Source organism: Burkholderia sp. LFS061, assembly GCF_047978125.1.
Classification (GTDB): Bacteria; Pseudomonadota; Gammaproteobacteria; order Burkholderiales; family Burkholderiaceae; genus Burkholderia; species Burkholderia pyrrocinia_C.
In genome coordinates, this window is sequence record NZ_JBFPFS010000030.1 from 73,423 (window position 1) to 96,458 (window position 23,036).

General features: G+C 67.6%; 15 protein-coding genes, 1 tRNA gene and 1 pseudogene. 6 read left to right on the forward strand and 11 right to left on the reverse strand.

Features of this window, described 5'->3' with window-relative positions:
* The first annotated feature begins 109 nt into the window (after positions 1-109).
* Together folD and ACNQQL_RS24055 are read left to right on the forward strand one after the other, a co-directional pair.
* On the forward strand, positions 110-970 hold the full coding sequence (folD, locus tag ACNQQL_RS24050) for a bifunctional methylenetetrahydrofolate dehydrogenase/methenyltetrahydrofolate cyclohydrolase FolD (protein ID WP_072436990.1): 861 nt from the start codon (positions 110-112) through the stop codon (positions 968-970).
* Positions 971-1,218: 248 nt separating this feature from the next.
* On the forward strand, positions 1,219-3,306 hold the full coding sequence (locus ACNQQL_RS24055) for a M3 family metallopeptidase (protein WP_310141612.1): 2,088 nt from the start codon (positions 1,219-1,221) through the stop codon (positions 3,304-3,306).
* A 63-nt stretch (positions 3,307-3,369) separates the two neighbouring features.
* Here the strand turns inward: ACNQQL_RS24055 and dinB are convergent, their stop codons facing one another.
* Positions 3,370-4,533: a DNA polymerase IV gene (gene dinB, locus ACNQQL_RS24060; protein WP_034183544.1), complete on the reverse strand. Its 1,164-nt coding sequence runs from the start codon at positions 4,531-4,533 to the stop codon at positions 3,370-3,372.
* Positions 4,534-4,670: 137 nt separating this feature from the next.
* Here dinB and ACNQQL_RS24065 point away from each other — a divergent pair, with 137 nt between their 5' ends.
* Together ACNQQL_RS24065 and ACNQQL_RS24070 are read left to right on the forward strand one after the other, a co-directional pair.
* Entirely contained in the window at positions 4,671-5,363 is a 693-nt protein-coding gene (locus ACNQQL_RS24065; protein ID WP_347066182.1) for an aspartate/glutamate racemase family protein, read from the forward strand.
* Positions 5,364-5,660: 297 nt separating this feature from the next.
* Positions 5,661-6,464: a DUF3472 domain-containing protein gene (locus tag ACNQQL_RS24070; RefSeq protein ID WP_347066184.1), complete on the forward strand. Its 804-nt coding sequence runs from the start codon at positions 5,661-5,663 to the stop codon at positions 6,462-6,464.
* 96 nt (positions 6,465-6,560) lie between these two features.
* Here ACNQQL_RS24070 and ACNQQL_RS24075 read toward each other — a convergent pair.
* Positions 6,561-6,637: transfer RNA gene (locus ACNQQL_RS24075), tRNA-Met, on the reverse strand.
* A 183-nt stretch (positions 6,638-6,820) separates the two neighbouring features.
* Here ACNQQL_RS24075 and xth point away from each other — a divergent pair.
* The gene (xth, locus tag ACNQQL_RS24080) at positions 6,821-7,597 is read left to right on the forward strand and encodes an exodeoxyribonuclease III (protein WP_347066185.1); all 777 of its coding nucleotides are present in this window, start codon (positions 6,821-6,823) and stop codon (positions 7,595-7,597) included.
* A 22-nt stretch (positions 7,598-7,619) separates the two neighbouring features.
* Here xth and ACNQQL_RS24085 read toward each other — a convergent pair.
* From ACNQQL_RS24085 to glnA, 4 genes and pseudogenes are all read right to left on the reverse strand, one after another.
* Positions 7,620-9,735, reverse strand: a pseudogene (locus ACNQQL_RS24085) (prolyl oligopeptidase family serine peptidase).
* Positions 9,736-9,824: 89 nt separating this feature from the next.
* On the reverse strand, positions 9,825-11,342 hold the full coding sequence (gene ntrC, locus ACNQQL_RS24090) for a nitrogen regulation protein NR(I) (protein WP_347066187.1): 1,518 nt from the start codon (positions 11,340-11,342) through the stop codon (positions 9,825-9,827).
* Between the two features lie 46 nt (positions 11,343-11,388).
* Positions 11,389-12,531 carry a nitrogen regulation protein NR(II) gene (glnL, locus tag ACNQQL_RS24095; protein ID WP_034183539.1) on the reverse strand — a complete coding sequence of 381 codons (1,143 nt, stop codon included), beginning with the start codon at positions 12,529-12,531 and terminating at the stop codon, positions 11,389-11,391.
* Between the two features lie 160 nt (positions 12,532-12,691).
* Positions 12,692-14,107: a type I glutamate--ammonia ligase gene (gene glnA / locus ACNQQL_RS24100; RefSeq protein WP_175941551.1), complete on the reverse strand. Its 1,416-nt coding sequence runs from the start codon at positions 14,105-14,107 to the stop codon at positions 12,692-12,694.
* Positions 14,108-14,512: 405 nt separating this feature from the next.
* Between glnA and ACNQQL_RS24105 the strand changes: the two genes are divergently transcribed.
* A complete protein-coding gene (locus ACNQQL_RS24105) occupies positions 14,513-14,977 on the forward strand; it encodes a rhodanese-like domain-containing protein (RefSeq protein WP_034183537.1) in 465 nt (154 codons plus the stop codon).
* Between the two features lie 110 nt (positions 14,978-15,087).
* On the opposite strand, the gene ACNQQL_RS24110 is transcribed toward ACNQQL_RS24105, so the two are convergent.
* The 5 genes from ACNQQL_RS24110 to hrpA form a co-directional block, all read right to left on the reverse strand.
* Positions 15,088-15,903 carry a competence/damage-inducible protein A gene (locus ACNQQL_RS24110; RefSeq protein WP_347066190.1) on the reverse strand — a complete coding sequence of 272 codons (816 nt, stop codon included), beginning with the start codon at positions 15,901-15,903 and terminating at the stop codon, positions 15,088-15,090.
* Positions 15,900-16,727 carry an EI24 domain-containing protein gene (locus ACNQQL_RS24115; RefSeq protein WP_347066192.1) on the reverse strand — a complete coding sequence of 276 codons (828 nt, stop codon included), beginning with the start codon at positions 16,725-16,727 and terminating at the stop codon, positions 15,900-15,902. Before ACNQQL_RS24115 ends, ACNQQL_RS24110 begins: the two co-directional genes overlap by 4 nt.
* 111 nt (positions 16,728-16,838) lie before the next feature.
* Entirely contained in the window at positions 16,839-17,813 is a 975-nt protein-coding gene (locus ACNQQL_RS24120; protein ID WP_072436981.1) for a sterol desaturase family protein, read from the reverse strand.
* A gap of 16 nt (positions 17,814-17,829) precedes the next feature.
* On the reverse strand, positions 17,830-18,819 hold the full coding sequence (locus tag ACNQQL_RS24125) for a beta-propeller fold lactonase family protein (protein WP_072436980.1): 990 nt from the start codon (positions 18,817-18,819) through the stop codon (positions 17,830-17,832).
* Between the two features lie 180 nt (positions 18,820-18,999).
* Positions 19,000-23,036, reverse strand: a 4,037-nt coding sequence (hrpA, locus tag ACNQQL_RS24130; protein ID WP_416392710.1) for an ATP-dependent RNA helicase HrpA, incomplete at its 5' end; no start/stop codon positions are given.

Genomic DNA, 23,036 nt, shown 5'->3' on the forward strand with positions numbered 1-23,036 from the left:
TGCTGATTCGCTGTCGGACGGCAGCAGGCGAACGGTATAATTGCGTGTTTTGCTGCGGCGCTTCGGTGCCGTACGCACGCATTCCAACTTCCCGGCAGGACCCACCACCATGACAGCCCTCCTCATCGACGGCAACGCCCTTTCGAAGACCTTGCGCGCGCAGGCCGCCGAACGCGCCGCCGCCCTGACCGCACGCGGCCACCAGCCCGGCCTCGCGGTGATCCTCGTCGGCGAGAACCCGGCGAGCGAAGTCTATGTGCGCAACAAGATCAAGGCGTGCGAGGACAACGGTTTCTTCTCGCTGAAGGACGCGTACCCGGCAACGCTGTCGGAAGCCGACCTGCTCGCGCGCATCGACGAGCTGAACCGCGACCCGAAGATCCACGGCATCCTCGTCCAGTTGCCGCTGCCCGCGCACATCGACAGCCACAAGGTGATCGAGGCAATCGCGCCGGAGAAGGACGTCGACGGCTTTCACGTTGCGAACGCCGGCGCGCTGATGACCGGCAAGCCGCTGTTCCGCCCGTGCACGCCGTACGGCGTGATGAAGATGTTCGAGGCGCACGACATCGCGCTGCAGGGCGCGAACGCGGTCGTGATCGGCCGCTCGAACATCGTCGGCAAGCCGATGGCGATGCTGCTGCTCGAAGCCGGCGCGACCGTGACGATCTGCCACAGCAAGACGCGCGACCTCGCCGCGCACACGCGGCAGGCCGACATCGTGGTCGCCGCGGTCGGCAAGCGCAACATCCTGACGGCCGACATGGTGAAGCCCGGCGCAACGGTGATCGACGTCGGCATGAACCGCGACGACGCGGGCAAGCTGTGCGGCGACGTCGACTTCGCGGGCGTAAAGGAAGTCGCCGGCCACATCACACCGGTGCCGGGCGGCGTCGGCCCGATGACCATTACGATGCTGTTGATCAACACGATCGAAGCCGCCGAGCGCGCTGCCGCCGCGGCCGCCTGACTCCCTGCCCGTTCAGCCGGCGCGCGGTTCCGTGCGCCGGCGTCTCGCCAGCCGCACCGCGCCGCCTGCACCACGCCGGCCGCATGTTGCCCGACGGCTTTCCGCCCCGCATCCGACCCTGCGTCAATCGCGCCGTTAGAAACTAACGATTGGAAAGCGCACGATGCGCCCCAATAATGTCGGTATCGGGCGCCATCGCGCCGTTACCCTTTTCATCCCGGTTCATCCGGCAACAGACAGGGAGTCTTATGTCCGCCAGCGCCAATACCAATCCGCTCCTCGACTTCTCCGACCTGCCCCGCTTCGGCGAAATCCGTCCGGAACACGTGACGCCCGCGCTCGATACGCTGCTCGACGCAGCCAGTCGCGCGGTCGACACCGCGAGCGCGCCCGCGACGCCGTCGACCTGGGCCGCCGTCGTCGAGACGGTCGAGCAGGCGACGGAGCCGCTCGGCCGCGCATGGGGCATCGTCGGTCACCTGAACGCGGTCGCCGACACGCCCGAGCTGCGGGCCGCGTACGGCGAGAACCTGCCGCGCGTGACCGAGTTCTGGTCGAGCGTCGGCCAGAATCTCGCGCTGTACGAGAAATACAAGGCGATCGCCGCGAGTGCCGAATACGCGACGCTGTCCGCCGAGCGCAAGAAGATCCTCGACAATGCACTGCGCGATTTCCGCCTGTCGGGCGCCGAACTGCCCGAAGACCAGAAGCCGCGCTTCGCGGAACTGCAGGAACAGCAGGCCGCGCTGTCGAAGGCGTTCTCCGACCACGTGCTCGACGCGACCAACGCGTACGCGTACTTCGCGCAGGACGACGCCGAACTGGCCGGCCTGCCCGGCGACGCGATCGAGGCCGCCCGCGAAGCCGCGCAGAAGGACGGCAAGGACGGCTGGAAATTCACGCTGCACTTCCCGTCGTACTTCCCGGTGCTGCAGTACGCGGACAACCGCGCGCTGCGCGAGACGCTCTACCGCGCCTATGCGACGCGCGCGTCGGAACTCGGGCCGCAGTACGGCGGCGGCAACGCCGAATGGGACAACACGGCAATCGTCGCCGACGAGCTGAAGCTGCGCCGCGAAGAGGCGCAGATGCTCGGCTACCGCAACTTCGCCGAAGTGTCGCTCGCGCCGAAGATGGCCGAATCGCCGCAGCAGGTGATCGCATTCCTCGAGGATCTCGCGACGCGCGCGCGCCCGCACGCGGACAAGGACTGGGACGAACTGCGCGCGTTCGCCGCGAAGGAACTCGGCCTCGCCGAACTCGCGCCGTGGGACGTCGCGTACGCGGCCGAAAAGCTGCGCGAGCAGCGCTACGCGTTCTCGGAAAACGAGGTCAAGCAGTACTTCCCCGAGCCGGCCGTGCTGAAGGGCCTGTTCACCGTCACCGAGACGCTGTTCGGCGTGCGGATCAAGCCGGACGACGCGCCGGTGTGGCACAAGGACGTGCGCTTTTTCCGCGTCGAGAACCGCGACGGCTCGCTCGTCGCGCAGTTCTATCTCGACCTGTACGCGCGCGAAGGCAAGCGCGGCGGCGCATGGATGGACGACGCGCGTTCGCGTGCGAAGCGCGGCAGCACCGTACAGACGCCGGTCGCGTACCTGACCTGCAACTTCTCGGCGCCGGTCGGCGGCAAGCCCGCGTGCTTCACGCACGACGAAGTCATCACGCTGTTCCATGAGTTCGGGCACGGGCTGCATCACATGCTCACGCGCGTCGACGAGCTCGGCGTGTCGGGCATCAACGGCGTCGAATGGGATGCGGTCGAGCTGCCGTCGCAGTTCATGGAGAACTTCTGCTGGGAATGGGACGTGCTGTCGTCGATGTCGTCGCACGTCGACACGGGCGCCACGCTGCCGCGCGAACTGTTCGACAAGATGATCGCCGCGAAGAATTTCCAGAGCGGGCTCGGCACGCTGCGCCAGATCGTGTTCTCGATGTTCGACATGCTGCTGCACGTCGACTTCGACCCGGCTGGCTCGACCGGCGTGACCGCGTTCGCGCGCGAGATCAACGAGCGCTATCACGTGATCCCGCAGGCGGCGTTCTCGCGTTGGCCGAACACGTTCAGCCATATCTTCGCGGGCGGTTATGCAGCCGGCTACTACAGCTACAAGTGGGCCGAGGTGCTGTCGGCCGACGCGTACGCGGCGTTCGAGGAAGCGGCCGCCGCGAGCGGCAGCGTGCTCGACGCGGCGACCGGCACGCGCTATCGCCGCGAAATCCTCGAGGTCGGCGGCAGCCGTCCGGCGATGGATTCGTTCAAGGCGTTCCGCGGCCGCGAGCCGGAAATCGATGCGCTGCTGCGCCACAACGGGATGACCGCGCCCGCGCACTGAGCGCGCCGCTCCGCCCGGCCCTTCGGGCTGCATCGAAAGGCACCGCTTCGGCGGTGCCTTTTTTCATGGTGCGGGCGATTCGTCGTCGAACAGCGAGAACTGCCCGTGACGCTCGGCCGTGTCCTCGTCGATGCGTACGCCGACGCCGAGCAGCCGCACGGCCTGCGCGCGCCGCTGCAGCCCCTTCGCGAGCAGCGTGACGGCCGTATCCGCATTCGTCGCGTCGGCCACGCACTCGACCGTCGTGCGCTGGAAATCGGCGAAGCGGATCTTCACGTACAGCTTGCGGATCGACCTCGCGGCGCCCGCGCGCGCGATTCGCGCGTCGAGCTGCACGACCAGGCGGCGGATTTCCTCCGCGCATTGCTCGAGCGTCGTCAGGTCGGTCACGTAAGTCGTCTCGACGCTGACCGATTTGCGCTCCTGGTCGGCCTGCACGGGCCGCTCGTCGATCCCGCGCGACAGTTCGTACAGCCGCCGCCCGAACGCACCGAATTCGCGGTGCAGGTCGATCAGCGGCCAGTCGCGCAATTGCGCGCAGGTCTGGATGCCGAGCCGGTCGAGTCGCGTGGCCGTCACCTTGCCGACGCCGTGCAGCTTGCGCACCGGCAGCGCCGCGACGAACGCGTCGATCTCGTGCGGCCGCACGACGAACAGGCCGTCGGGCTTGTTCCAGTCGGACGCGATCTTCGCGATGAACTTGTTCGGCGCGACGCCGGCCGACACGGTCACGCCGACCGTGTCGTGCACGCGCTGGCGGATCTCCCGCGCGATCAGCGTCGCGCTGCCCTGGCACCGCTCGGACCCGCTGACGTCGAGGTACGCCTCGTCGAGCGACAGCGGCTCGACGTCCGGCGTGTAGTCGCGATAGATCGCCATGATCTGCCGCGACGCCGCACGGTACTTGTCCATCGCGGACGGCAGGATCAGCAGGTCCGGGCACTTGCGCATCGCCAGCGCCGACGACATCGCCGAATGCACGCCGTAGCGCCGCGCCTCGTAGTTGCAGGTCGCGATCACGCCGCGCTGGTCGGGCCGGCCGCCGACCGCGAGCGGCCGGTTGCGCAGCGACGGGTCGTCGCGCATCTCGACCGACGCGTAAAAGCAGTCGCAATCGCAGTGAATGATCTTGCGCATGCGCGGCAGCGCGTCGCCCGGCGGCGGTGCGTGCGGATCGGCAGGCGGAATGGTGGTCGGGTTCACGGTGCCGATACTGTACAAAAACACAGTGCCGGTTTCAACTGTCGCGTGCAACCGCGCCCGGCTGCGCCGTACTGGCCCGCTTTGCGCGGATCGTACCGGCCGTGCGCGGGGAGCGGCACCTATACTCGTCTGCCGCGACACACGAAACGCGAAGGTGACGGATGAAGACGATCGGACTGATCGGCGGAATGAGCTGGGAATCGTCGGCCGAGTACTACCGGATGATCAACCGGCACTCGAAGGCGCTGCATGGCGGACACCACAACGCGAAGAGCGTGCTGGTGACGGTCGATTTCGCGGAGATCGAAGCGCTGCAGCGCACGCACGACTGGGCCGCGCTCGGCGAACGGATGGCCGACGCCGCGCGGCAGCTCGAAGCGGCCGGCGCCGATCTCGTCGTGCTGACGACCAATACGATGCACCGCGTGCACGACGCGATCGAAGCCGCGGTGACGCTGCCGTTCCTGCACATCGCCGATCCGACAGGCACCGCGCTGCGCGACGCGGGCGTCGAGCGCGTCGCGCTGCTCGGCACGCGCTACACGATGGAGTTGCCGTTCTATGCGGAACGGCTGCGCGGGAAGTTCGGGATGGACGTGCTCGTGCCGGACGAACGCGGGCGCGACGACGTGCACCGGATCATCTACGACGAGCTGTGTCACGGCATCATCTCGCCCGAATCGCGTGCGACGTACGTGACGCTCATCGAAGGACTGGCGAAGCGCGGTGCGCAGGCCGTGATCCTCGGCTGTACGGAAATCACGCTGCTGATCGGCGCGGGCGACTCGCCGCTGCCGGTATTCGACACGACCGCGCTGCATGCGAAGGCGGCCGTGGAGTGGGCGGCGCGCTGAACGACGCGCGCCGTCGCGCATCGACGACCATCGCCGGATGGCATCGCCGCATTGTTCCATGCGACGGGATTCACTCTCTCGGGCGGGCGCCTCCCTGCCCGCCCGACTCCCTGCTCTCGCCCGTTGCACGGGCCCGGCACGAACGGCCCGCGAATCAAGCAGCTCGGTTCGAGCGAGCGCGCCGACACGCCTGGTTATCGATTCGTAATAAAGTGACTGCAAATTGGTACGCGAGCAGCGGCACCGCAATCGACGCTGCTCGTCGCGGTCTCTTTTCCACCAACGGGAAACAGGAACATGAAAAGACTCAGCACCGTGTTCGGCGCGTTGCTCGCCGTGTCGGCCACGCTCAATGCGCACGCCGACCCCAACATCACCGCATCGGCGGCAACGACGCCCAAGGACGGCTTCGATCGCATGACGTGGGACATCACGCCCGAAGTCGTGCCGACCCAGGTCAACGCCAGTTACTACTGGGCCAATCAGTTGTCGTCGCAACATGGCGGGCACGCGATCTACACCGGCATCCAGCCGCGCACCCAAAGCAGCAACATGGTGATCTTCAGCGCGTTCGGCACGGGCACCGCGCCGCTGTCGGCGAATTGCCGCGGCGGCGCCGACGGCGGTTCCGGAACGTCATGCTCGATCGCGTACCCGTGGAAAACGGGCCACGCATACCGGCTGCAGATCACCCTGACGCAGGCCAATCGCAGCGACGGGCGCTCGACCGTCGACGGCTTCATCACGGACGTCGCAACCGGCGTCACGACGCCAACCGGCAGCATCGCGGTGCCCGCGGACTGGGGCGGCCTGTCGAACTCGGCTTATCTGTTCGACGAGTACTTTCCGTTCAACGCCGCGTCGAAGGACCCGATGCAGCGGCCATGCGTGCCGTATGCGCGCTACATGACGTCGCTGCCGCATTTCTATCTGAAGGATGTCGACTACCCGACGACCGAGCGGTCGATCCGGCTGAATACAGGCCAGGACAAGTGCGCAGTGCTGTCGGGAACGCCGAACGCGCGGGCCACGCTGGTCAACACGACGACCTATCTGGTCGAGAACGGCTTCCTGCCCGGGAGCCCGGGCACGCCGAAATAACAGGCGCGCGCGGAAAACAAAAAACCCGGCACGAGGCCGGGTTCCTGTCGACGAAGCGCGCATCGGTCACTTGCGCTGCACATCGTCTGGTGTGCTTGGTTGCGGGGGTAGGATTTGAACCTACGACCTTCGGGTTATGAGCCCGACGAGCTGCCAGACTGCTCCACCCCGCGTCAGAGAAATAAATTATAGGGTGAGGGAGTACTTACGTCAACACTTTTGTCACAATTTCTTCTCCCCTCCCCGATCCAGCGATACGTGACACCTTCGCCGCGTCGCGCATCGCGCGCGTTCGCGCCGCGTGCTCGCGGTAAGATGGCGGCCTTCGCATTCACCCCGCACGCCCATTCCCGTTCATGAAAATCGCCACCTGGAACGTCAACTCGCTCAACGTCCGCAAGCAGCACGTACTCGACTGGCTCGCGCAAAGCGGCACCGACGTGCTGTGCCTGCAGGAACTGAAGCTGCCGGACGAGAAATTTCCGCGCGCCGATCTCGAAGCGATCGGCTACCGCAGCTGGTTCACGGGCCAGAGGACCTACAACGGCGTCGCGATCCTCACGCGCGACACGCTGTCCGTCGACGAATCGGACATCGTGCGCAACATCCCCGGCTTCGACGATCCGCAGCAGCGCGTGGTCGCCGCGACGATCGACGGCGTGCGCATCGTGTCCGCCTATTTTCCGAACGGCCAGGCGCCCGACTCCGACAAGTTCGTCTACAAGATGCAGTGGCTCGACGCGCTGCACGCATGGCTGAGCACCGAGCTGCAGCGCCACCCGAAGCTCGCGCTGCTCGGCGACTACAACATCGCGCCGGAAGACCGCGACGTGCACGATCCCGCGAAATGGGAAGGCCAGAATCTCGTGTCGCCGCAGGAACGCGCGCACTTCGCGAAGCTGATCGAGCTCGGCTTCGTCGATGCGTTCCGCCGCTTCGAACAACCCGAGAAGACCTTCACGTGGTGGGACTACCGGATGATGGCGTTCCGCCGCAACGCGGGGCTGCGCATCGACCACATCCTGCTGTCGCCGGCGCTCGCCGCAACCTGCACGTCGTGCGAGGTCGACCGCACGCCGCGCACGTGGGAACAGCCGTCCGACCACACGCCCGTCATCGCGGTCGTCGGCTGATCGCGCAGTAGCCCGCGCGCGTTCAGCGCCGCGCGGGCGCCGGCCCGAGATGGGCCCACAGGAACCCGAATTCGGCCGCGTCGGATTCGGCGCGTTCCAGATCGTCGGCGCTGCCGTGGCCGCCGTCGGTGTTCTCCCAGTACCACACCCGTTCGTGACCGAGCGCATGCATGCGCGCGGCCATCTTGCGCGCATGCGCGGGATGCACGCGATCGTCGCGCGTCGACGTCGTCAACAGCAGCGGCGGATACGCGACGCCTTCGCGCACGCGGTGATACGGCGAATACGCGGCCAGCGCCGCGCCCTCGCGCGGATCGTCCGGGTCGCCGTATTCGTCGAGCCACGCGGCGCCCGCGTGCAGCTTCGGATAACGCCGCATGTCGAGCAGAGGCACGCGGCACAGCACCGCGCCGAACAGCTCCGGCCGCTGCGCCATGCACGCGGCGACCAACAGCCCGCCGTTGCTGCCGCCCTCGATCCCGAGCTGCGCGGCGGTCGTCACGCCGGTGGCAGCCAGATCCTCGGCCACCGCGATGAAGTCGTCGAACGAACGCTGCCGGTGTTCGCGCTGCGCGTCGACGTGCCAGCGCGGCCCGAACTCGCCGCCGCCGCGGATGTGCGCGAACGCCAAAACGCCGCCACGCTCGAGCCACCCGATGCCGAACGCATCGCTATAGCCCGGCAGGTTCGGGATCGCGAAGCCGCCATAACCCGACAGCAGGCACGGCCGCGCGACGCGCGCGGCGCTGCCGGGTGCATCGAGTGCGTCCAGCGCATCGCGCGGCCCGATCAGCGTGTACGGCACCATCGTGCCGTCGCGCGAGCGCGCGCTTGCACGACGCACGACGAGCCCGGCCGCATCGAACTGCACCGGCGGCCGGTCGAGCAGCACGCGGCGCGACGGCGCATCGGCCGCACGATCGGCAAGATCGGCCAGCCAGCATTCGGGCGGATCGAGATAGGTGTCGACGTCCACGTAAACCTCGTCGTTCAGCGTCGACTCGACGGGCTCGACGTCGATCTGCGCGTCGCCCGGCCAGTCGAACGGCCGCGCGTACCACGTCCACGTGCCGTCGTCGGCCTGCCGCGGCTGCCACAGCATCGTGCGGTTGTGCACGTCGTCGAGCCAGCTCGCGATCAGCATCGTGCGCGTGTGCGTCCACGTGCAGGCGGACGTCGACGGTTGCGGCGCGAACAGCGTCGTGAGCTCGCGCGCCCCGGCCAGGAACGCCTGCTCGCGGATCGCGAGCAGCGACCCGCCCGCATGGCGCACGCCGCCGCAGTCCCAGTCGAGGCGCGGCTCCAGCACGAGCCAGCCTTCCCAGAACCCGACCTCGACATGCGTCGGCACGTCGTAGCGCGCCCACTCGCCCGCTTCCGTCAGCCGGTACGCATGCGCGTCGAAGAAATCGACGCTGCGCCATGCGACGTGACGGTTGTCGATCGGATCGAACCCCGCGCCCGCACTGATATCGTCGGGTTCGCCGCGGAATACGACGGGCGCGTCGGAAAGCGGCGTGCCGCGCACCCAGCGCCGCGCTTCATACGGATAACCGGCCGCGGTCGCATGCGCTTCGCCGCGATCCCAACTCACGTAGACGGTATCGCGGTCGATCCAGCCGATCGTGTGATGCCCCGGCTCGTCGATCGTGAAACCGCCGTCAACGAAACGGCGCTCGACGAGATCGAATTCGCGCACGACGACCGCGTCGGCGCCGCCGGGCGACAGCGACAGCAGCGCGATCGCCGTCCGGATACAGGATCGCCTCCTGCTCGAACACCCACGACTCGCCCTCCTCGGCACCGAGCGCGTCGACGTCGAGCAGCGTTTCCCACGCCGGCCGGCCGGCGCGCCAGTCGTCCCAGCGCGTGCGGCGCCACAGCCCCTTCGGATGGAGATCGTCCTGCCACAGGTCGTAGGCCCAGTCGCGCCAGCGGGTCGGAATCACCGGGCGTTCGCGCGGCAGATACGCTTTCGCGAGACGCGCCGTGAGCGCGCGAAACGCGTCGTCGTCGCGCAGCGCGGCGCGCGTGCGCGCATTCTGCTCGTCGACCCACGTGCGGGCGCGCTTGCTGTCGAGCGCTTCGAGGAAACGGAACGGGTCGGCCCCGGCGGGCCAGCGGAAGGAATCGGACATTGCGGATCGGCGGATTGGGAAACTGCGTACAAACCGCGATTATGTCCGATCGCGGCATGCGCGACGCCCGCGCATGCCGCGAATCGTGCTCAGGGCTCCAGGTGCAGTTCCTGGATCTTGCGCGTGATCGTGTTGCGGCCGATGCCGAGCCGCTCCGCGGCCTCGACCTTGCGGCCGCGCGTGAAGTCGAGCGCCTCGCGGATCACGGCCGCCTCGAAGCGGCGCGCGAGCTCGTCCATCACGTCGGCCGAGTTCTCGCGCAACAGCCGCGCGACTTCGGTGCGCAGGCCATGCTCCCACACCGGATAGCCGGCCGGCGCGCCGCCGCTCGGCGCGGCCGCGACAGGCGCGGACACCACCGGCGCCGCACCGATCATCGGTTGCGCGAGCGCGGCATCGCCGCCGCTGCCGCGCGCATCCGCGCCGTCGCCCGTCGCGACGACCGGAGCACCGGCCGGCACGAGGTCGGGCGGCAGATCCTTGATCTCGACCGTCTGCGCGGGCGCCATCACGGTGAGCCAGTTCGCGAGGTTCTCGAGCTGCCGCACGTTGCCGGGAAACGCCAGCGACGTCAGGTACGCGAGCGCATCGTCGGACACGCGCTTCGGCTCGACGCCGAGATCGCGCGCGCTCTTCTGCAGGAAGTGGCGCGTGAGCAGCGCGATGTCCTCGCTGCGTTCGCGCAGCGGCGGCAGGCGCAGCCGGATCACGTTGAGCCGGTGGTAAAGGTCTTCGCGGAACAGCCCCTGCCGCACGCGCGATTCGAGATTCTGGTGCGTCGCCGCGATCACGCGCACGTTCGCGCGCAGCGGGTTGTGCCCGCCGACCCGATAGAACTGCCCGTCCGACAGCACGCGCAGCAGGCGCGTCTGCAGGTCGAACGGCATGTCGCCGATTTCGTCGAGGAACAGCGTGCCGTTCTCGGCCTGCTCGAAGCGGCCCTGCCGCGTCGTCTGCGCGCCGGTGAACGCGCCGCGCTCATGGCCGAACAGCTCGGATTCGAGCAGGTCCTTCGGAATCGCCGCGGTGTTCAGCGCGATGAACGGCCCGTTCGCGCGCGGGCTGTGACGGTGCAGCGCACGCGCGACGAGCTCCTTGCCGGTGCCCGATTCGCCGGTGATCAGCACGGTCGCGGCCGAATGCGACAGGCGGCCGATCGCGCGGAACATGTCCTGCATCGCGGGCGCCTGGCCGAGCATCTCGGGCGCCTCGGCGACGCGCTCGTCCTGCGGCGCGCCGCCGCGCAGGCTTTCCTCGACCGCGCGGCGAATCAGCTCGACCGCCTTGTCGACGTCGAACGGCTTCGCGAGATATTCGAACGCGCCGCCCTGGAACGCCGCGACGGCACTGTCGAGATCGGAGAACGCCGTCATGATGATGACGGGCAGGCCCGGCAGCCGCTCGTGCATCGCCTGCAGCAGCTCGAGGCCCGAGCCGCCCGGCATCCGGATGTCGGACACGAGCACTTGCGGCGTCTCGTGGTCGAGCGCGGCCAGCGCGTCGCGCACGTTCGCGAAGCTCTTCGTCGCGAAGCTGTCCCGGGCGAGTGCCTTTTCAAGCACCCAGCGGATAGATTGGTCGTCGTCTACTATCCAGATCGGCTTCATAGGTCGGTCAGGTATGGGTGAATCCGGTGAATCGTGCTGTCGCCGCTCAATGATCGAGCGGCAGCAGAATCTGAAATTCGGTACGTCCGGGCCGGCTCTCGACCTCGATCATCCCGTCGTGCTGCTGCACGAACGTCTGTGCGAGCGTGAGGCCGAGGCCGCTGCCGTCGTCGCGCCCGGACACGAGCGGGTAGAAGATCCGGTCGCGGATCTCTTCCGGAATGCCGGGCCCGTTGTCGATCACGTGCAAGTCCAGTGCCAGCTTGTACAGGCGCTTGGCGATCGTGATCTTGCGCGCGATGCGGGTGCGCAGCTCGATCTTCGCGTCGCCCTGCGCGATCCGTTCGCGCAGCGCCTGCGCGGCGTTGCGCACGATGTTGAGCAGCGCCTGGATCAGTTGCTCCTTGTCACCGCGCAGATCCGGCACGCTCACGTCGTAGTCGCGCTCGATCGTGAGCCCGCGCGGGAATTCCGCGAGCATCACCGCGCGCACGCGTTCGCACACTTCATGAATGTTCACGTCGCCGACGATGTGCGGATGCCGGTGCGGCTCCAGCAACCGGTCGACGAGCGTCTGCAGGCGGTCGGACTCCTTGATGATCACCTGCGTGTATTCGCGCAGCTCGCCGCGCTCGCGCTCCCCGAGCTCGAATTCGAGCAGCTGGGCTGCGCCGCGAATTCCGCCGAGCGGGTTCTTGATCTCGTGCGCGAGGTTGCGGATCAACTGCTTGTTGACCGCGGTCAGGTCGTGAATGCGCTCCTCGCGATCGGTGCGCGACTGCCGCTCGTTCTCGAACAGCTCGACGAGCACGAAATCGGGCGCGGTCTCGAGGAAGCCGACGATCGCGTGCACGTGCAGCGGTTCGCGGCCGGGCCGGTCGAGCACGGTATCGAGGTGCGTCGCGTGAAAGCGCTCCTCGCCGATCGCGGTGATCGTCGACGCGAGCTCGTTCGCGTTCGGAAAAATCTCGCCCCACGGCCGCTGCGCGAGCTGCCTGCGCGAGATGTCGAGCATCGCCTCCGCCGACGGGTTCGCGAACGCAATCCGCAGCGTCTTGCGGTCGAGCACGATCACGACCGTCGGCAGCGCTTCCAGCCCCGCAAGCAGGCCCGAACGCGCAAGCCGCTCGTCGTCCGTCAGCCGCTCGGGCTGCCCCGTCTTCGCCTTGATCAGATTCTTCAGAACCATCTGCGTGCTTGTCGCGCCTCAACGGGCCAGAAAATGAAAATCGTCGGAACAAAAAAGGGACGGCTGGACGCCGCCCCTTTCAGACTCCGCCGTTCCCGCCGCAGGCTGCGCGACGGGAACGAACCGGCAAAACGGCGCCGAATCGAAGCGCCATCGCCGATTACAGCGAGTAGTACATCTCGAACTCGATCGGGTGCGTCGTCATGCGGAACTTCGCCAGCTCCTGCTCCTTCAGCGCGAGGTACGCATCGATCATGCCGTCCGTGAACACGCCGCCGCGCGTCAGGAACTCGCGATCCTTGTCGAGCGCTTCGAGTGCCTGGTCGAGGCCCGCGCAGACGGTCGGGATCTTTGCATCCTCTTCCGGCGGCAGGTCGTACAGGTTCTTGTCCGCTGCTTCGCCCGGATGGATCTTGTTCTGGATCCCGTCGAGGCCGGCCATCATCAGCGCCGTGAAGCACAGGTACGGGTTCGCCATCGGATCCGGGAAGCGCGTTTCGATGCGGCGGCCCTTCGGGTTCGACACGTGCGGAATGCGGATCGATGCCGAACGGTTGCGTGCCGAGTAGGCCAGCTTGACCGGTGCCTCGAAGTGCGGGACCAGACGCTTGTACGAGTTCGTCGTCGGGTTCGTGATCGCGTTCAGCGCACGGGCGTGCTTGATGATGCCGCCGATGTAGAACAGCGCCAGTTCCGACAGGCCGGCGTAGCCGTTGCCCGCGAACAGGTTCTGGCCGTCCTTCCAGATCGACTGGTGAACGTGCATGCCCGAACCGTTGTCGCCGACGACCGGCTTCGGCATGAACGTCGCCGTCTTGCCGTACGAGTGCGCGACGTTATGGATGATGTACTTCGACCATTGCGTCCAGTCCGCACGCTGCACGAGCGTCGAGAACTTCGTGCCGATTTCGTTCTGGCCCTGGCCCGCCACTTCGTGGTGGTGCACTTCGACCGGGATGCCGAGCTGTTCGAGCAGCAGGCACATTTCCGAACGCATGTCCTGGAACGTGTCGACCGGCGCGACCGGGAAGTAGCCGCCCTTCGTGCCCGGACGGTGGCCCGTGTTGCCGCCTTCGAATTCCTTGCCCGACGACCACGGCGCTTCTTCCGAGTTGATCTTCACGAAGCAGCCCGACATGTCCGTGTTCCACTGGACCGAGTCGAAAATGAAGAATTCCGGTTCCGGACCGAAGTAGGCCGTGTCGCCGATGCCCGTGCTCTTCAGGTACGCTTCGCCGCGCTTCGCGAGCGAACGCGGATCGCGCTCGTAGCCCTTGCCGTCGGCCGGCTCGACCACGTCGCAGGTCAGCACGAGGGTCGACTCTTCATAGAACGGGTCGATGAATGCGGCGGTCGGGTCCGGCATGAGCAGCATGTCCGACGCCTCGATGCCCTTCCAGCCCGCGATCGACGAGCCGTCGAATGCATGACCGCTTTCGAACTTGTCTTCGTCAAACGCCGAAACCGGCACCGACACGTGCTGTTCCTTGCCGCGCGTATCCGTGAAGCGGAAATCGACAAACTTGACGTCCTCGTCCTTCACGAGCTGCATGACGTCGGCGACGGTTTTACTCATAACCTCTTCTCCTGATTGAACAATTCCGGCGGACTGGGAACCGCCTCGTTTATCGAGCTGATCGGGGTCTTGCTTTGGCGCAGCGCGCCCCGATTCGACCGAATTCTATAAAGCAGCTTCCGTGCCACCCATGCGCAAGACTGGCACGAATCGCGCCGGCGCTCGCCGCGACGGGGCTGCGCTGCGCGATTCCGGGGCCTGGCGCTGCACCGGCCATCAACCGAAAGCACCGAGATGGTGCAATCGCCGCAATGTGCCGCACCAGACGAATCATTCTGGTGCATGCGCGCCATTCTGCACTTTTTTGGTGAACACGTGTGCGGTACATCTACCGTACCGCATGCGGACGTCCGGGCCGCGACGCCGCGCTAGAATGTTTGTTTGACCGATCAGGAGACTCCCACCATGAGTACGCTCGACCAGCTTTACGCGAAGGCCGACGAACGCCGCGCACAAGGCGCGCTCAACTATGCCGGCGCGCTGCTGCCGGTCGAGGCATTCGAACTGCTGCAGCTCGACCCGTCGGCGCGCCTCGTCGACGTGCGCACCCGTGCCGAGCTCGACTGGATCGGCCGTCCGCTCGTCGGCGACGGCCAGTACCTGCACCTCGAATGGACGCGCTACCCGGGCGGCGTGCCGAACGCCGAGTTCGTCAACGAACTGAAGGCGGCCATCGCGCCCGATACGCCCGTGCTGTTTCTGTGCCGCAGCGCCGCGCGCTCGAAGCTCGCCGCGGTCGCGTCGTCGCAGGCCGGCTTCACGAAGGCGTTCGACCTGCTCGAAGGCTTCGAGGGTGCCAAGGACGCCGAAGGCCACCGCAAGACGGTCGACGGCTGGTGCTTCCGCAAACTGCCGTGGATTGGCGCCTGACGGCGCGCGTGCCCGACCGGTTGCGACAGCCTCATCGTCGAGCCGGGCGATGACATGCCGATGACGGGCCGCGTTGCGCGGCCCGTCGCCTTTTGTACGCGCGCTCCCGATCAGGCGCGCGACGTGTCGGGCTCGACGACGTCGCCGCCGAGCAGGTGCACGCCTTCGCGCAGCTTCACAAACGCGGCCGCGACCGCTTCCGGCTCCCCTTTCACGCCGAGGTCGATGTGACGGCGCGCGTAGATGCCGCCGCGCTCCGCATCGCCGACGCTCGGCAGGCTGAACACGCGCACGCCCGGGAAGTCGCGCTCGATGCGCTCCATCAGCGGCGTGAGCGTCGATTCCGGCAGCTCGAACACGTACAGCGAGCGCTCCGCGTGCGGCGTCGCGTGATGCAGGTGCGCGTATTTCGTATCGAGCACCCATTCGATCATCGGCCAGGCCATCACCGGGAAGCCCGGCACGAAATGCAGATCGCCGACCGAGAAGCCGGGAATCCGGTTGTAGCCGTTCGGGATGATCGTCGCGCCCACCGGAAACACGCCCATATTGAAGCGGTGCTGGTTCTCCGGCGAGTCGAAGTCGACCGGCGTGGCCGGATCGCCGTGCGTTTCCCGGATCCGCTCCGAGATCAGCACCTTCGCTTCCGGATGCAGTTCGAGCGGCACGCCGAGCGCGGCGGCCGCGCACTGGCGCGTGTGGTCGTCCGGCGTCGCGCCGATGCCGCCCGTCGAGAACACGATGTCGCCCGACGCGATCGCGCGTGCGAGCGTCGCCGTGATGCGCGCCGGATCGTCGCCGACGTATTCGGCCCAGTCGAGCGCGAGGCCGCGCGCGCCGAGCAGCTCGATGACCTTCGCCAGATGCTTGTCCTGCCGGCGGCCCGAAAGGATTTCGTCGCCGATGATGACGATGCCGATGCTCATGCCTGCCCCATGTCGATTGCGGTGGCGCGCGAGTTCGCGCGCAGGTCCTCCAGCGCGCGCAGGCAATAGTGCCCGAACCACAGCGCCGAGAAGACGAGGATGAAAGCGTAAACCCAGATCATGGCCGCCGCGACGAACGGGAACAGCACCATCATCCAGACCGACGATACCCACACGAAGGTCGGCACGGTGCCGAGCAGCCCGGTCGCGACGCCGATGCCGATCAGCGGCCAGCGATGCTGCCGCACGAGCGCGCGGCGCTCGTCGCGGCTCGCGTGCAGCGCGAGCGCATCGTAGGTCATCACGCGGTACGTGAGCCAACCCCAGATCACCGGCGGCAGCAGCGCGAAGAACGGCGGGATCAGCCACAGCGGAATCGTGACGACGAGCACGACGACGCCGGCCAGCGCCGCCCACAGCGAATTGAACACGCTGCCGAAGAAGGTGCCGCCCCGCTTCGGCTCGAGCGCCGCGAACTGCCGGTTCGACAGGTGCTTGATCACGACCGGCATCGAAATCGTCGCGATCAGCAGCAGCACGGTCAGCACGATCAGCGGAATCGCGAGCGACACCACCACGAACGGCGCGACGACCGCATGCAGCTGCGACATGCCGATCATGTCGAACGCGCGATACAGCGCGGCCGTCAGCACGAAGCCGTCGAGCGCGCCGCGCGCGAGGTCCAGCAGCGTCTGCCACGAGAACCACAACAAGACGCCCCACAGGACGGCGGAGACGAGAAACGGCATCAGGGTGAGCCAGAGCATGCGCGGGTGCAATGCGCTCGCCAATGCCCGGACGAAGGAACGCAGCAAATCGTTCATGCGAGCCTGTATCGACGGAGAAAAACGGGGAAAGGATAAACCACGCGGCCCGCATGCGCCAAAGCGCATGCGGGCCGCGTGGGAGAGCCGCTCAACGGGAGTGTGGCCGGATCAGGCCGACGCCGCGCCGCGCTTCGCGGGGAACAGGCGCCGGAAGATCCGCACGAACGCGAGGCCGTGCTGCGCCCAGAAGCCTTCGCCGTAGGACACGCCGTCGACCTGTTCGCGGATGCCGGTCGGCTCGACCGTGCGGTTCCACGACGCGGTGCCGAACATCATGTCCCACCACGGGAACAGCACGCCGAAGTTGCAGCCGTACTTGGTGCCTTCGTGGCCGTAGCCGACCGCGTGGTGGCGCCGATGGAAGATCGGGCTCACGAGCAGGCGCTCGCCGAGCCGGCCGAACGACAGCCGCGCATTCGTATGCTGGATGCTCTGCATGAAGTTCGTGAACGCGGTCAGCACGACGAACTGCGACGGCGTCACGCCGATCACGAGCGCGATCGCCGCGAAAAAGCACGACTGGATCACGTCGTCGAGCAGATGGTTGCGGTCGTCGCACCACAGCGACATCTGCCGCTGGCTGTGGTGCACGGCGTGCAGCTCCCACCAGATGCCGAACTTGTGCTGCCAGCGGTGATACCAGTAGCCGGCGAAGTCGAGCACGACGAGATAGATCGCGAATGCGACGATCGGCTGCGAGGTCACGCCCGGCCACAGATAGTCGAGGTTGATGTTCGCGACGCCGTGCAGGCGCAGCCATGCCTGGAAGCTGTCGAATACCGGCTGCAGCGCGAAGAAGAAGAACAGCGTGTAGATGCCGAGCTTCGAGATCGCCGTGTAAATCACGTCGACCCGCACGGCGCGGCGGTTCTTCCAGCGTTCGACCGGCAGCAGCGCCTCGAGCGGGCGCAGCAGCGCGAACATCAGCACCATCTGCAGCGCGCCGATGATCACCCAGTACAGCGCGTCGTAGGTGTCCTCGTCATAGTCCATCAGGTTGAACTTGAAGAGGAGCGGCTGCACGACGTCGACGTACAGCCAGGTCTGGATGTCCGACACGAACGCATCGATCAGGTGCAGCATCGTTCGCCCCCGCCCGTTACGCGCCGTTCGCCGCCTTCCACGGCGCGCGGTCGTAGAAGTAGATGCCGTGCGGCGAGCGGCCGACGGCGATCGTCTGCACCAGCTTGCGCGACGCCAGGTCGATGATCCCGACCTTCTTCGCGAAGCGGAACGTCACCCACAGCGTCTTCTTGTCAGCGGACAGCTCCATGTCGTCGGGGCCCGGCAGCAGGCCGGTGATGTCGCCGACGTTGGTGAGCGTGTTCTCGTCGATGATGCTGATCGTGTTCGCGACCCGGTTCGTCACCGCGACGTGCGTGCCGTCGGCGAGCGAGCGGAAGTTGTGCGCGCCCTTGCCGGTGTAGATCTGCTTGACGACCTTCTGGTTGCGCCAGTCGACCACCGCGACGTAATCCGCACCGGTCATCCCGACGAGCAGGAATTTGTCGTCCGGCGTGAGCCACAGGCCGGCCGGCACGTTGCCGACCTTCATCTTCCACTTGACCGTCTGGGTCGGCAGGTCGATCGCCGCGATCTCGCCGGACACCTGCAGCGACACGAGCAGCGTCTTGCTGTCCTTCGTGAACGCGAGGTGGCTCGGCATCACCGCGAGCGGCACGCGCTTCGCGAGGTGCAGGTTCTGGCCGTCGTAGCCGTAGATGTCGACACGGTCGAGCCGCAGACCTGCCGCCGCGAACCACTTGCGGTCGGGCGAGAAGCCGAGCTGGTAAGGATCGTCGATCCCTTCGACGGTGCGCTGCAGCTTGCCCGTCTTCGGATCGAGGAACATCAGGCTGTTCGAGATCGAATTCGCGACGATCAGCGACGAATTGTCGGGCGCCGCCATCAGGTGGTGCGGTTCCTTGCCGGTCGGCATCGTGCCGACGACCTCGCGGGTCTGCTGATCGATCAGGGAAAGCGTCGCTTCGGCCGAATTGAGGACGATCACGTTATTCGCGTGTGCGGCGGGCGCCAGTACGGCGGCGGCCAGCGCGAGCGTGCGGCCGAGGGAAAGGAAAGTGGGCATGAAGACTCACGTCGTGGAACAACCGTCATTGTAAAACGCTCAACCGGCCTCGCCGGTTGACGGAAATCGGCGTTGCGCCACTTCGACGCATGCCGCGGCGGCCGGACAGGCCGGCGCGGCATGCGTCGTACGGGCGGCCGGGGCCGGCCGCCGGTGCGGGCCCGGAAAACCGATGTTGCGCTAACGCTGCATCGACTCCCAGACCTTGTGCAGACGCTTGACAGAGACCGGCATCGGCGTGCGCAGTTCCTGCGCGAACAGCGAAATTCGCAGTTCCTCGAGCAGCCAGCGGAATTCCGCGAGCCGCGGATCGGCGACGCCGCCGCGCTGCGACACTGCGCGCTGGTACTGCTGGGCGAGCGGCAGCAGGTCGGCGGACTGCTTCGCGTCGCGCGCCGGATCGGCCTTCAGCTTGTCGATCCGCAGCGCGATGCCCTTCAGGTAGCGCGGGAAGTGCGCAAGCTGCACGTAAGGCGTGTCGATCACGAAGCGCTTGCCGACCAGCGCGGCGAGCTGCTGCTGCAGATCCGCGTGGGCCTGCGCGAACGGCTTCGCCTGCGCGAGTTTCTTCACGAGCCCCGCATATTCGGCGAGGATCTGCCCGACGAGCCGCGCGATTTCCTGCGCGAGCAGGTTCAGGCGGCTGCGGCCTTCGTCGCGCCGCGCGTGGAAGCTCGCGTCGTCATCGGGCAGCGGATCCTGCAGGCACGCGCGGTCGAGCGCCGTGTCGATCAGCTGGTCGCGCAACTCGTCCTGCGTGCCGAGCGACATGTACTGCATCGCCATCTCGCGCAGGCCCGGCAGGTTCTTCTCCAGGAACTTGATCGGCTCCTTGAGCTGCAGCGCGAACAGCCGCCGCAAGCCGGCCCGGTGGATGCGCGCGGCCTCCTCCGGCGAATCGAACACCTCGACGTCGCAATGCGTGCCGCGATCGACGAGCGCCGGGTAGCCGTACAGCGTCTGGCCGCGCCGGCGGATCTCCAGCAGCTCGGGGAGCTTGCCGAAATTCCACGTCGTCAGGTTCTCGTACAGCGCCGTCGCACCGGCTTCCGCCGCAGCCGCCGTCTGCGGCGCCGCGCCCTTGCCGGCCTTCGCGCCGCGGCCGGCGGCACCGGCCGCGGCGGCAGGCGCCGCGGTCTGGCCGGCTGCCGGACCGGCATCGGCCTCGCCGCCGGTCGAGATCGTCGACGCCGCGGCGATCTTCTGGAACTGCTGCTGCGCCTGTGCGCCAAGCTCCTGGCGGAGCTGCGCGAGATTGCGCCCCATCGCGAGCTGACGGCCGTGCTCGTCGATCACCTTGAAGTTCATGAACAGGTGCGCGGGCAGCGTTTCGAGCTTGAAGTCGGCCGTCTTCATCGCGACCTGCGTCTCGCCGCGCACGTCGGCGATCAGCGCCTCGACGAGCCCGCCCGCGCCGAAGCGCTCGCGGCCCATCCGCTCGACGAAGCCGGCCGCGTACTCGGGCAGCGGCACGCAGTGGCGGCGCAGCTTCTGCGGCAGCGACTTCAGCAGCAACTGCACCTTTTCCTTCAGCATCCCCGGCACGAGCCACTCGCAGCGGCGCGCGTCGACCTGGTTCAGCGCGTACAGCGGCACCGCGAGCGTCACGCCGTCGCGCGGCGTGCCGGGCTCGAAGTGGTACGTGAGCGCCATCTCGACGCCGGCCATCGTCGCGCGCTTCGGGAACAGCTCGGTCGTCACGCCGGCCGCCTCGTGGCGCATCAGGTCGTCGCGCGACAGGTACAGCAGCCGCAGCTTGTCCTCGGGCTGGCCGCCCTGCTTCACCTCGTCGCGATACCAGCGCTCGAACGCGACGCCCGTGTGGATCCCTTCCGGAATCGCCTGGTCGTAGAACGCGTAGATCAGCTCGTCGTCGACCAGCACGTCCTGCCGGCGCGATTTGTGCTCGAGCTGCTCGATGTCGGCGAGCAGCTTGCGGTTGTGCGCGAAGAACGCGAGCTTCGTGTCGAACTCGCCTTCGACCAGCGCGCCGCGGATGAACAGCTCGCGCGCGCGCGCCGGATCCTGCCTGCCGAACGCGACGCGCCGGCGGTGGTAGATCGGCAGCCCGTACAGCGTCGCGCGCTCGTACGCGCTGACCTGCGCCGGGCGCTTTTCCCAGTGCGGCTCCGACAGCGATTTCTTCAGCAGGTGCGCGCCGATCTTCTCGACCCATTCGGGCTCGATCTTCGCGAGGCAGCGCGCGTACAGCCGGCTCGTCTCGACGAGCTCGGCCGCCATCACCCAGCGGCCGGCCTTCTTCGCGAGCACGGAGCCCGGCCACAGGTAGAACTTGATCCCGCGCGCGCCGAGGTAATGCGGATCGTCATCGGCTTTCAGGCCCAGGTTGCCGAGCAGGCCCGTCAACAGGGCCAGATGGACCTGTTCGTAGGTCGCCTCGACTTCGTTGAGCCGCCAGCCGTGCTCGCGCACGACGGTCAGCAACTGCGAATGGACGTCGCGCCACTCGCGCAGCCGGAGGTGCGACAGGAAGTTCTGCCGACACGCGTCGACGAGCTGGCGGTTCGACTTCTTGTGCGCGACGGCCTCTTCGAACCACGCCCAGATCTTCAGCCACTGCAGGAATTCGGAACGCTCGTCGGCGAACCGGCGGTGCGCCTGGTCGGCCTGCTCCTGCGCTTCGATCGGCCGATCGCGCGGATCCTGCACGGACAGTGCGCTCGCGATGATCAGCACCTCGCGCAGCGACTGCTGGTCGCGCGCGGCGAGAATCATCCGGCCGACGCGCGGGTCGAGCGGCAGCCGCGCGAGTTCGCGGCCGAGCGGCGTCAGCGCGTTGTCGTCGTCGACCGCGCCGAGCTCGTTGAGCAACTGGTAGCCGTCCGCGATCGCGCGGCCGGGCGGCGGCTCGAGGAACGGGAACGATTCGATCGCCGTCAGGTGCAGCGACTTCATCCGCAGGATCACCGACGCGAGCGACGAGCGCAGGATTTCCGGATCGGTGAAGCGCGCACGCGCCTGGTAGTCGCTTTCCTCGTACAAGCGGATGCAGACGCCGTCGGCCACGCGGCCGCAGCGGCCCGCGCGCTGGTTCGCGGCGGCCTGCGAGATCGACTCGACCTGCAGTTGCTCGACCTTGTTCCGGTACGAATAGCGCTTTACGCGTGCAAGACCGGTGTCGACGACGTAGCGGATGCCCGGCACCGTCAGCGACGTTTCGGCGACGTTGGTCGCGAGCACGATACGGCGCGCGTTCGACGCCTTGAACACCTTGTCCTGGTCGGCCGCCGAGAGCCGCGCGAACAGCGGCAGGATCTCGGTGTGCGGCGGATGGTGCTTGCGCAGCGCCTCGGCCGCCTCGCGGATCTCGCGCTCGCCGGGCAGGAACACCAGCACGTCGCCGGGGCCTTCGCGACACAGCTCGTCGACCGCGTCGACGATCGCGTCCATCAGGTCGCGCTCGGCCTCGCGCGCGGTCTTCACGCGATCGCGGCCGGCCGTGCCTTCGGCATTCTTCACGGCCGGGCGATCCTCGGCCACCGGGCGGTAGCGCATCTCGACCGGATACAGCCGCCCGCTCACCTCGATCACGGGCGCCGGGCGCTCGTCGCTGCCGAAATGGCGCGCGAAGCGATCGGCGTCGATCGTCGCGGACGTGACGATCAACTTCAGGTCCGGCCGCCTCGGCAGGATTTCCTTCAGGTAGCCGAGCAGGAAGTCGATGTTCAGGCTGCGCTCGTGCGCCTCGTCGATGATCAGCGTGTCGTACGCCTTCAGCAGCGGGTCGGTCTGCGTCTCCGCGAGCAGGATGCCGTCCGTCATCAGCTTCACGGATGCGCCCGGCGCGAGGTTGTCGGTAAAGCGCACCTTGTAGCCGACCACCTCGCCGAACGGCGTGCCGAGCTCCTCGGCGATCCGGCGGCCGGTCGACGACGCGGCGAGGCGGCGCGGCTGCGTATGGCCGATCAGGCCCGTGCCGCCGGCACCGAGGCCGCGGCCGAGATCGAGACAGATCTTCGGCAACTGCGTGGTCTTGCCCGAGCCGGTTTCGCCGCAGACGATGACGACCTGATGACCGGCGATCGCGCGTGCGATTTCGTCGCGCTTGCCCGACACGGGCAGGCTTTCGGGGTAGATGATCGGCGGGACGGGATTGGGCGCGACGGCAGCGCGCGGCGGACGCTCGCGGCGCGGGGGACGTGCATCCGCTGCGCGGGGCGCATCCGCCGCCGCGGCCGGCTGGCGCGCATCGCCGC

Excerpts from the sequence above, each read along its gene's own strand:
- ACNQQL_RS24070 (WP_347066184.1), top strand. The coding sequence starts at position 5,661 with ATGAAAAGACTCAGCACCGTGTTCGGCGCGTTGCTCGCCGTGTCGGCC.
- ACNQQL_RS24120 (WP_072436981.1), bottom strand. The coding sequence starts at position 17,813 with ATGCTGCACCTGATCGATGCGTTCGTGTCGGACATCCAGACCTGGCTG.
- ACNQQL_RS24110 (WP_347066190.1), bottom strand. The coding sequence starts at position 15,903 with ATGAGCATCGGCATCGTCATCATCGGCGACGAAATCCTTTCGGGCCGC.
- folD (WP_072436990.1), top strand. The coding sequence starts at position 110 with ATGACAGCCCTCCTCATCGACGGCAACGCCCTTTCGAAGACCTTGCGC.
- ntrC (WP_347066187.1), bottom strand. The coding sequence starts at position 11,342 with ATGAAGCCGATCTGGATAGTAGACGACGACCAATCTATCCGCTGGGTG.
- glnL (WP_034183539.1), bottom strand. The coding sequence starts at position 12,531 with ATGGTTCTGAAGAATCTGATCAAGGCGAAGACGGGGCAGCCCGAGCGG.
- ACNQQL_RS24115 (WP_347066192.1), bottom strand. The coding sequence starts at position 16,727 with ATGAACGATTTGCTGCGTTCCTTCGTCCGGGCATTGGCGAGCGCATTG.
- ACNQQL_RS24065 (WP_347066182.1), top strand. The coding sequence starts at position 4,671 with ATGAAGACGATCGGACTGATCGGCGGAATGAGCTGGGAATCGTCGGCC.
- glnA (WP_175941551.1), bottom strand. The coding sequence starts at position 14,107 with ATGAGTAAAACCGTCGCCGACGTCATGCAGCTCGTGAAGGACGAGGAC.
- xth (WP_347066185.1), top strand. The coding sequence starts at position 6,821 with ATGAAAATCGCCACCTGGAACGTCAACTCGCTCAACGTCCGCAAGCAG.
- ACNQQL_RS24105 (WP_034183537.1), top strand. The coding sequence starts at position 14,513 with ATGAGTACGCTCGACCAGCTTTACGCGAAGGCCGACGAACGCCGCGCA.
- ACNQQL_RS24055 (WP_310141612.1), top strand. The coding sequence starts at position 1,219 with ATGTCCGCCAGCGCCAATACCAATCCGCTCCTCGACTTCTCCGACCTG.
- ACNQQL_RS24125 (WP_072436980.1), bottom strand. The coding sequence starts at position 18,819 with ATGCCCACTTTCCTTTCCCTCGGCCGCACGCTCGCGCTGGCCGCCGCC.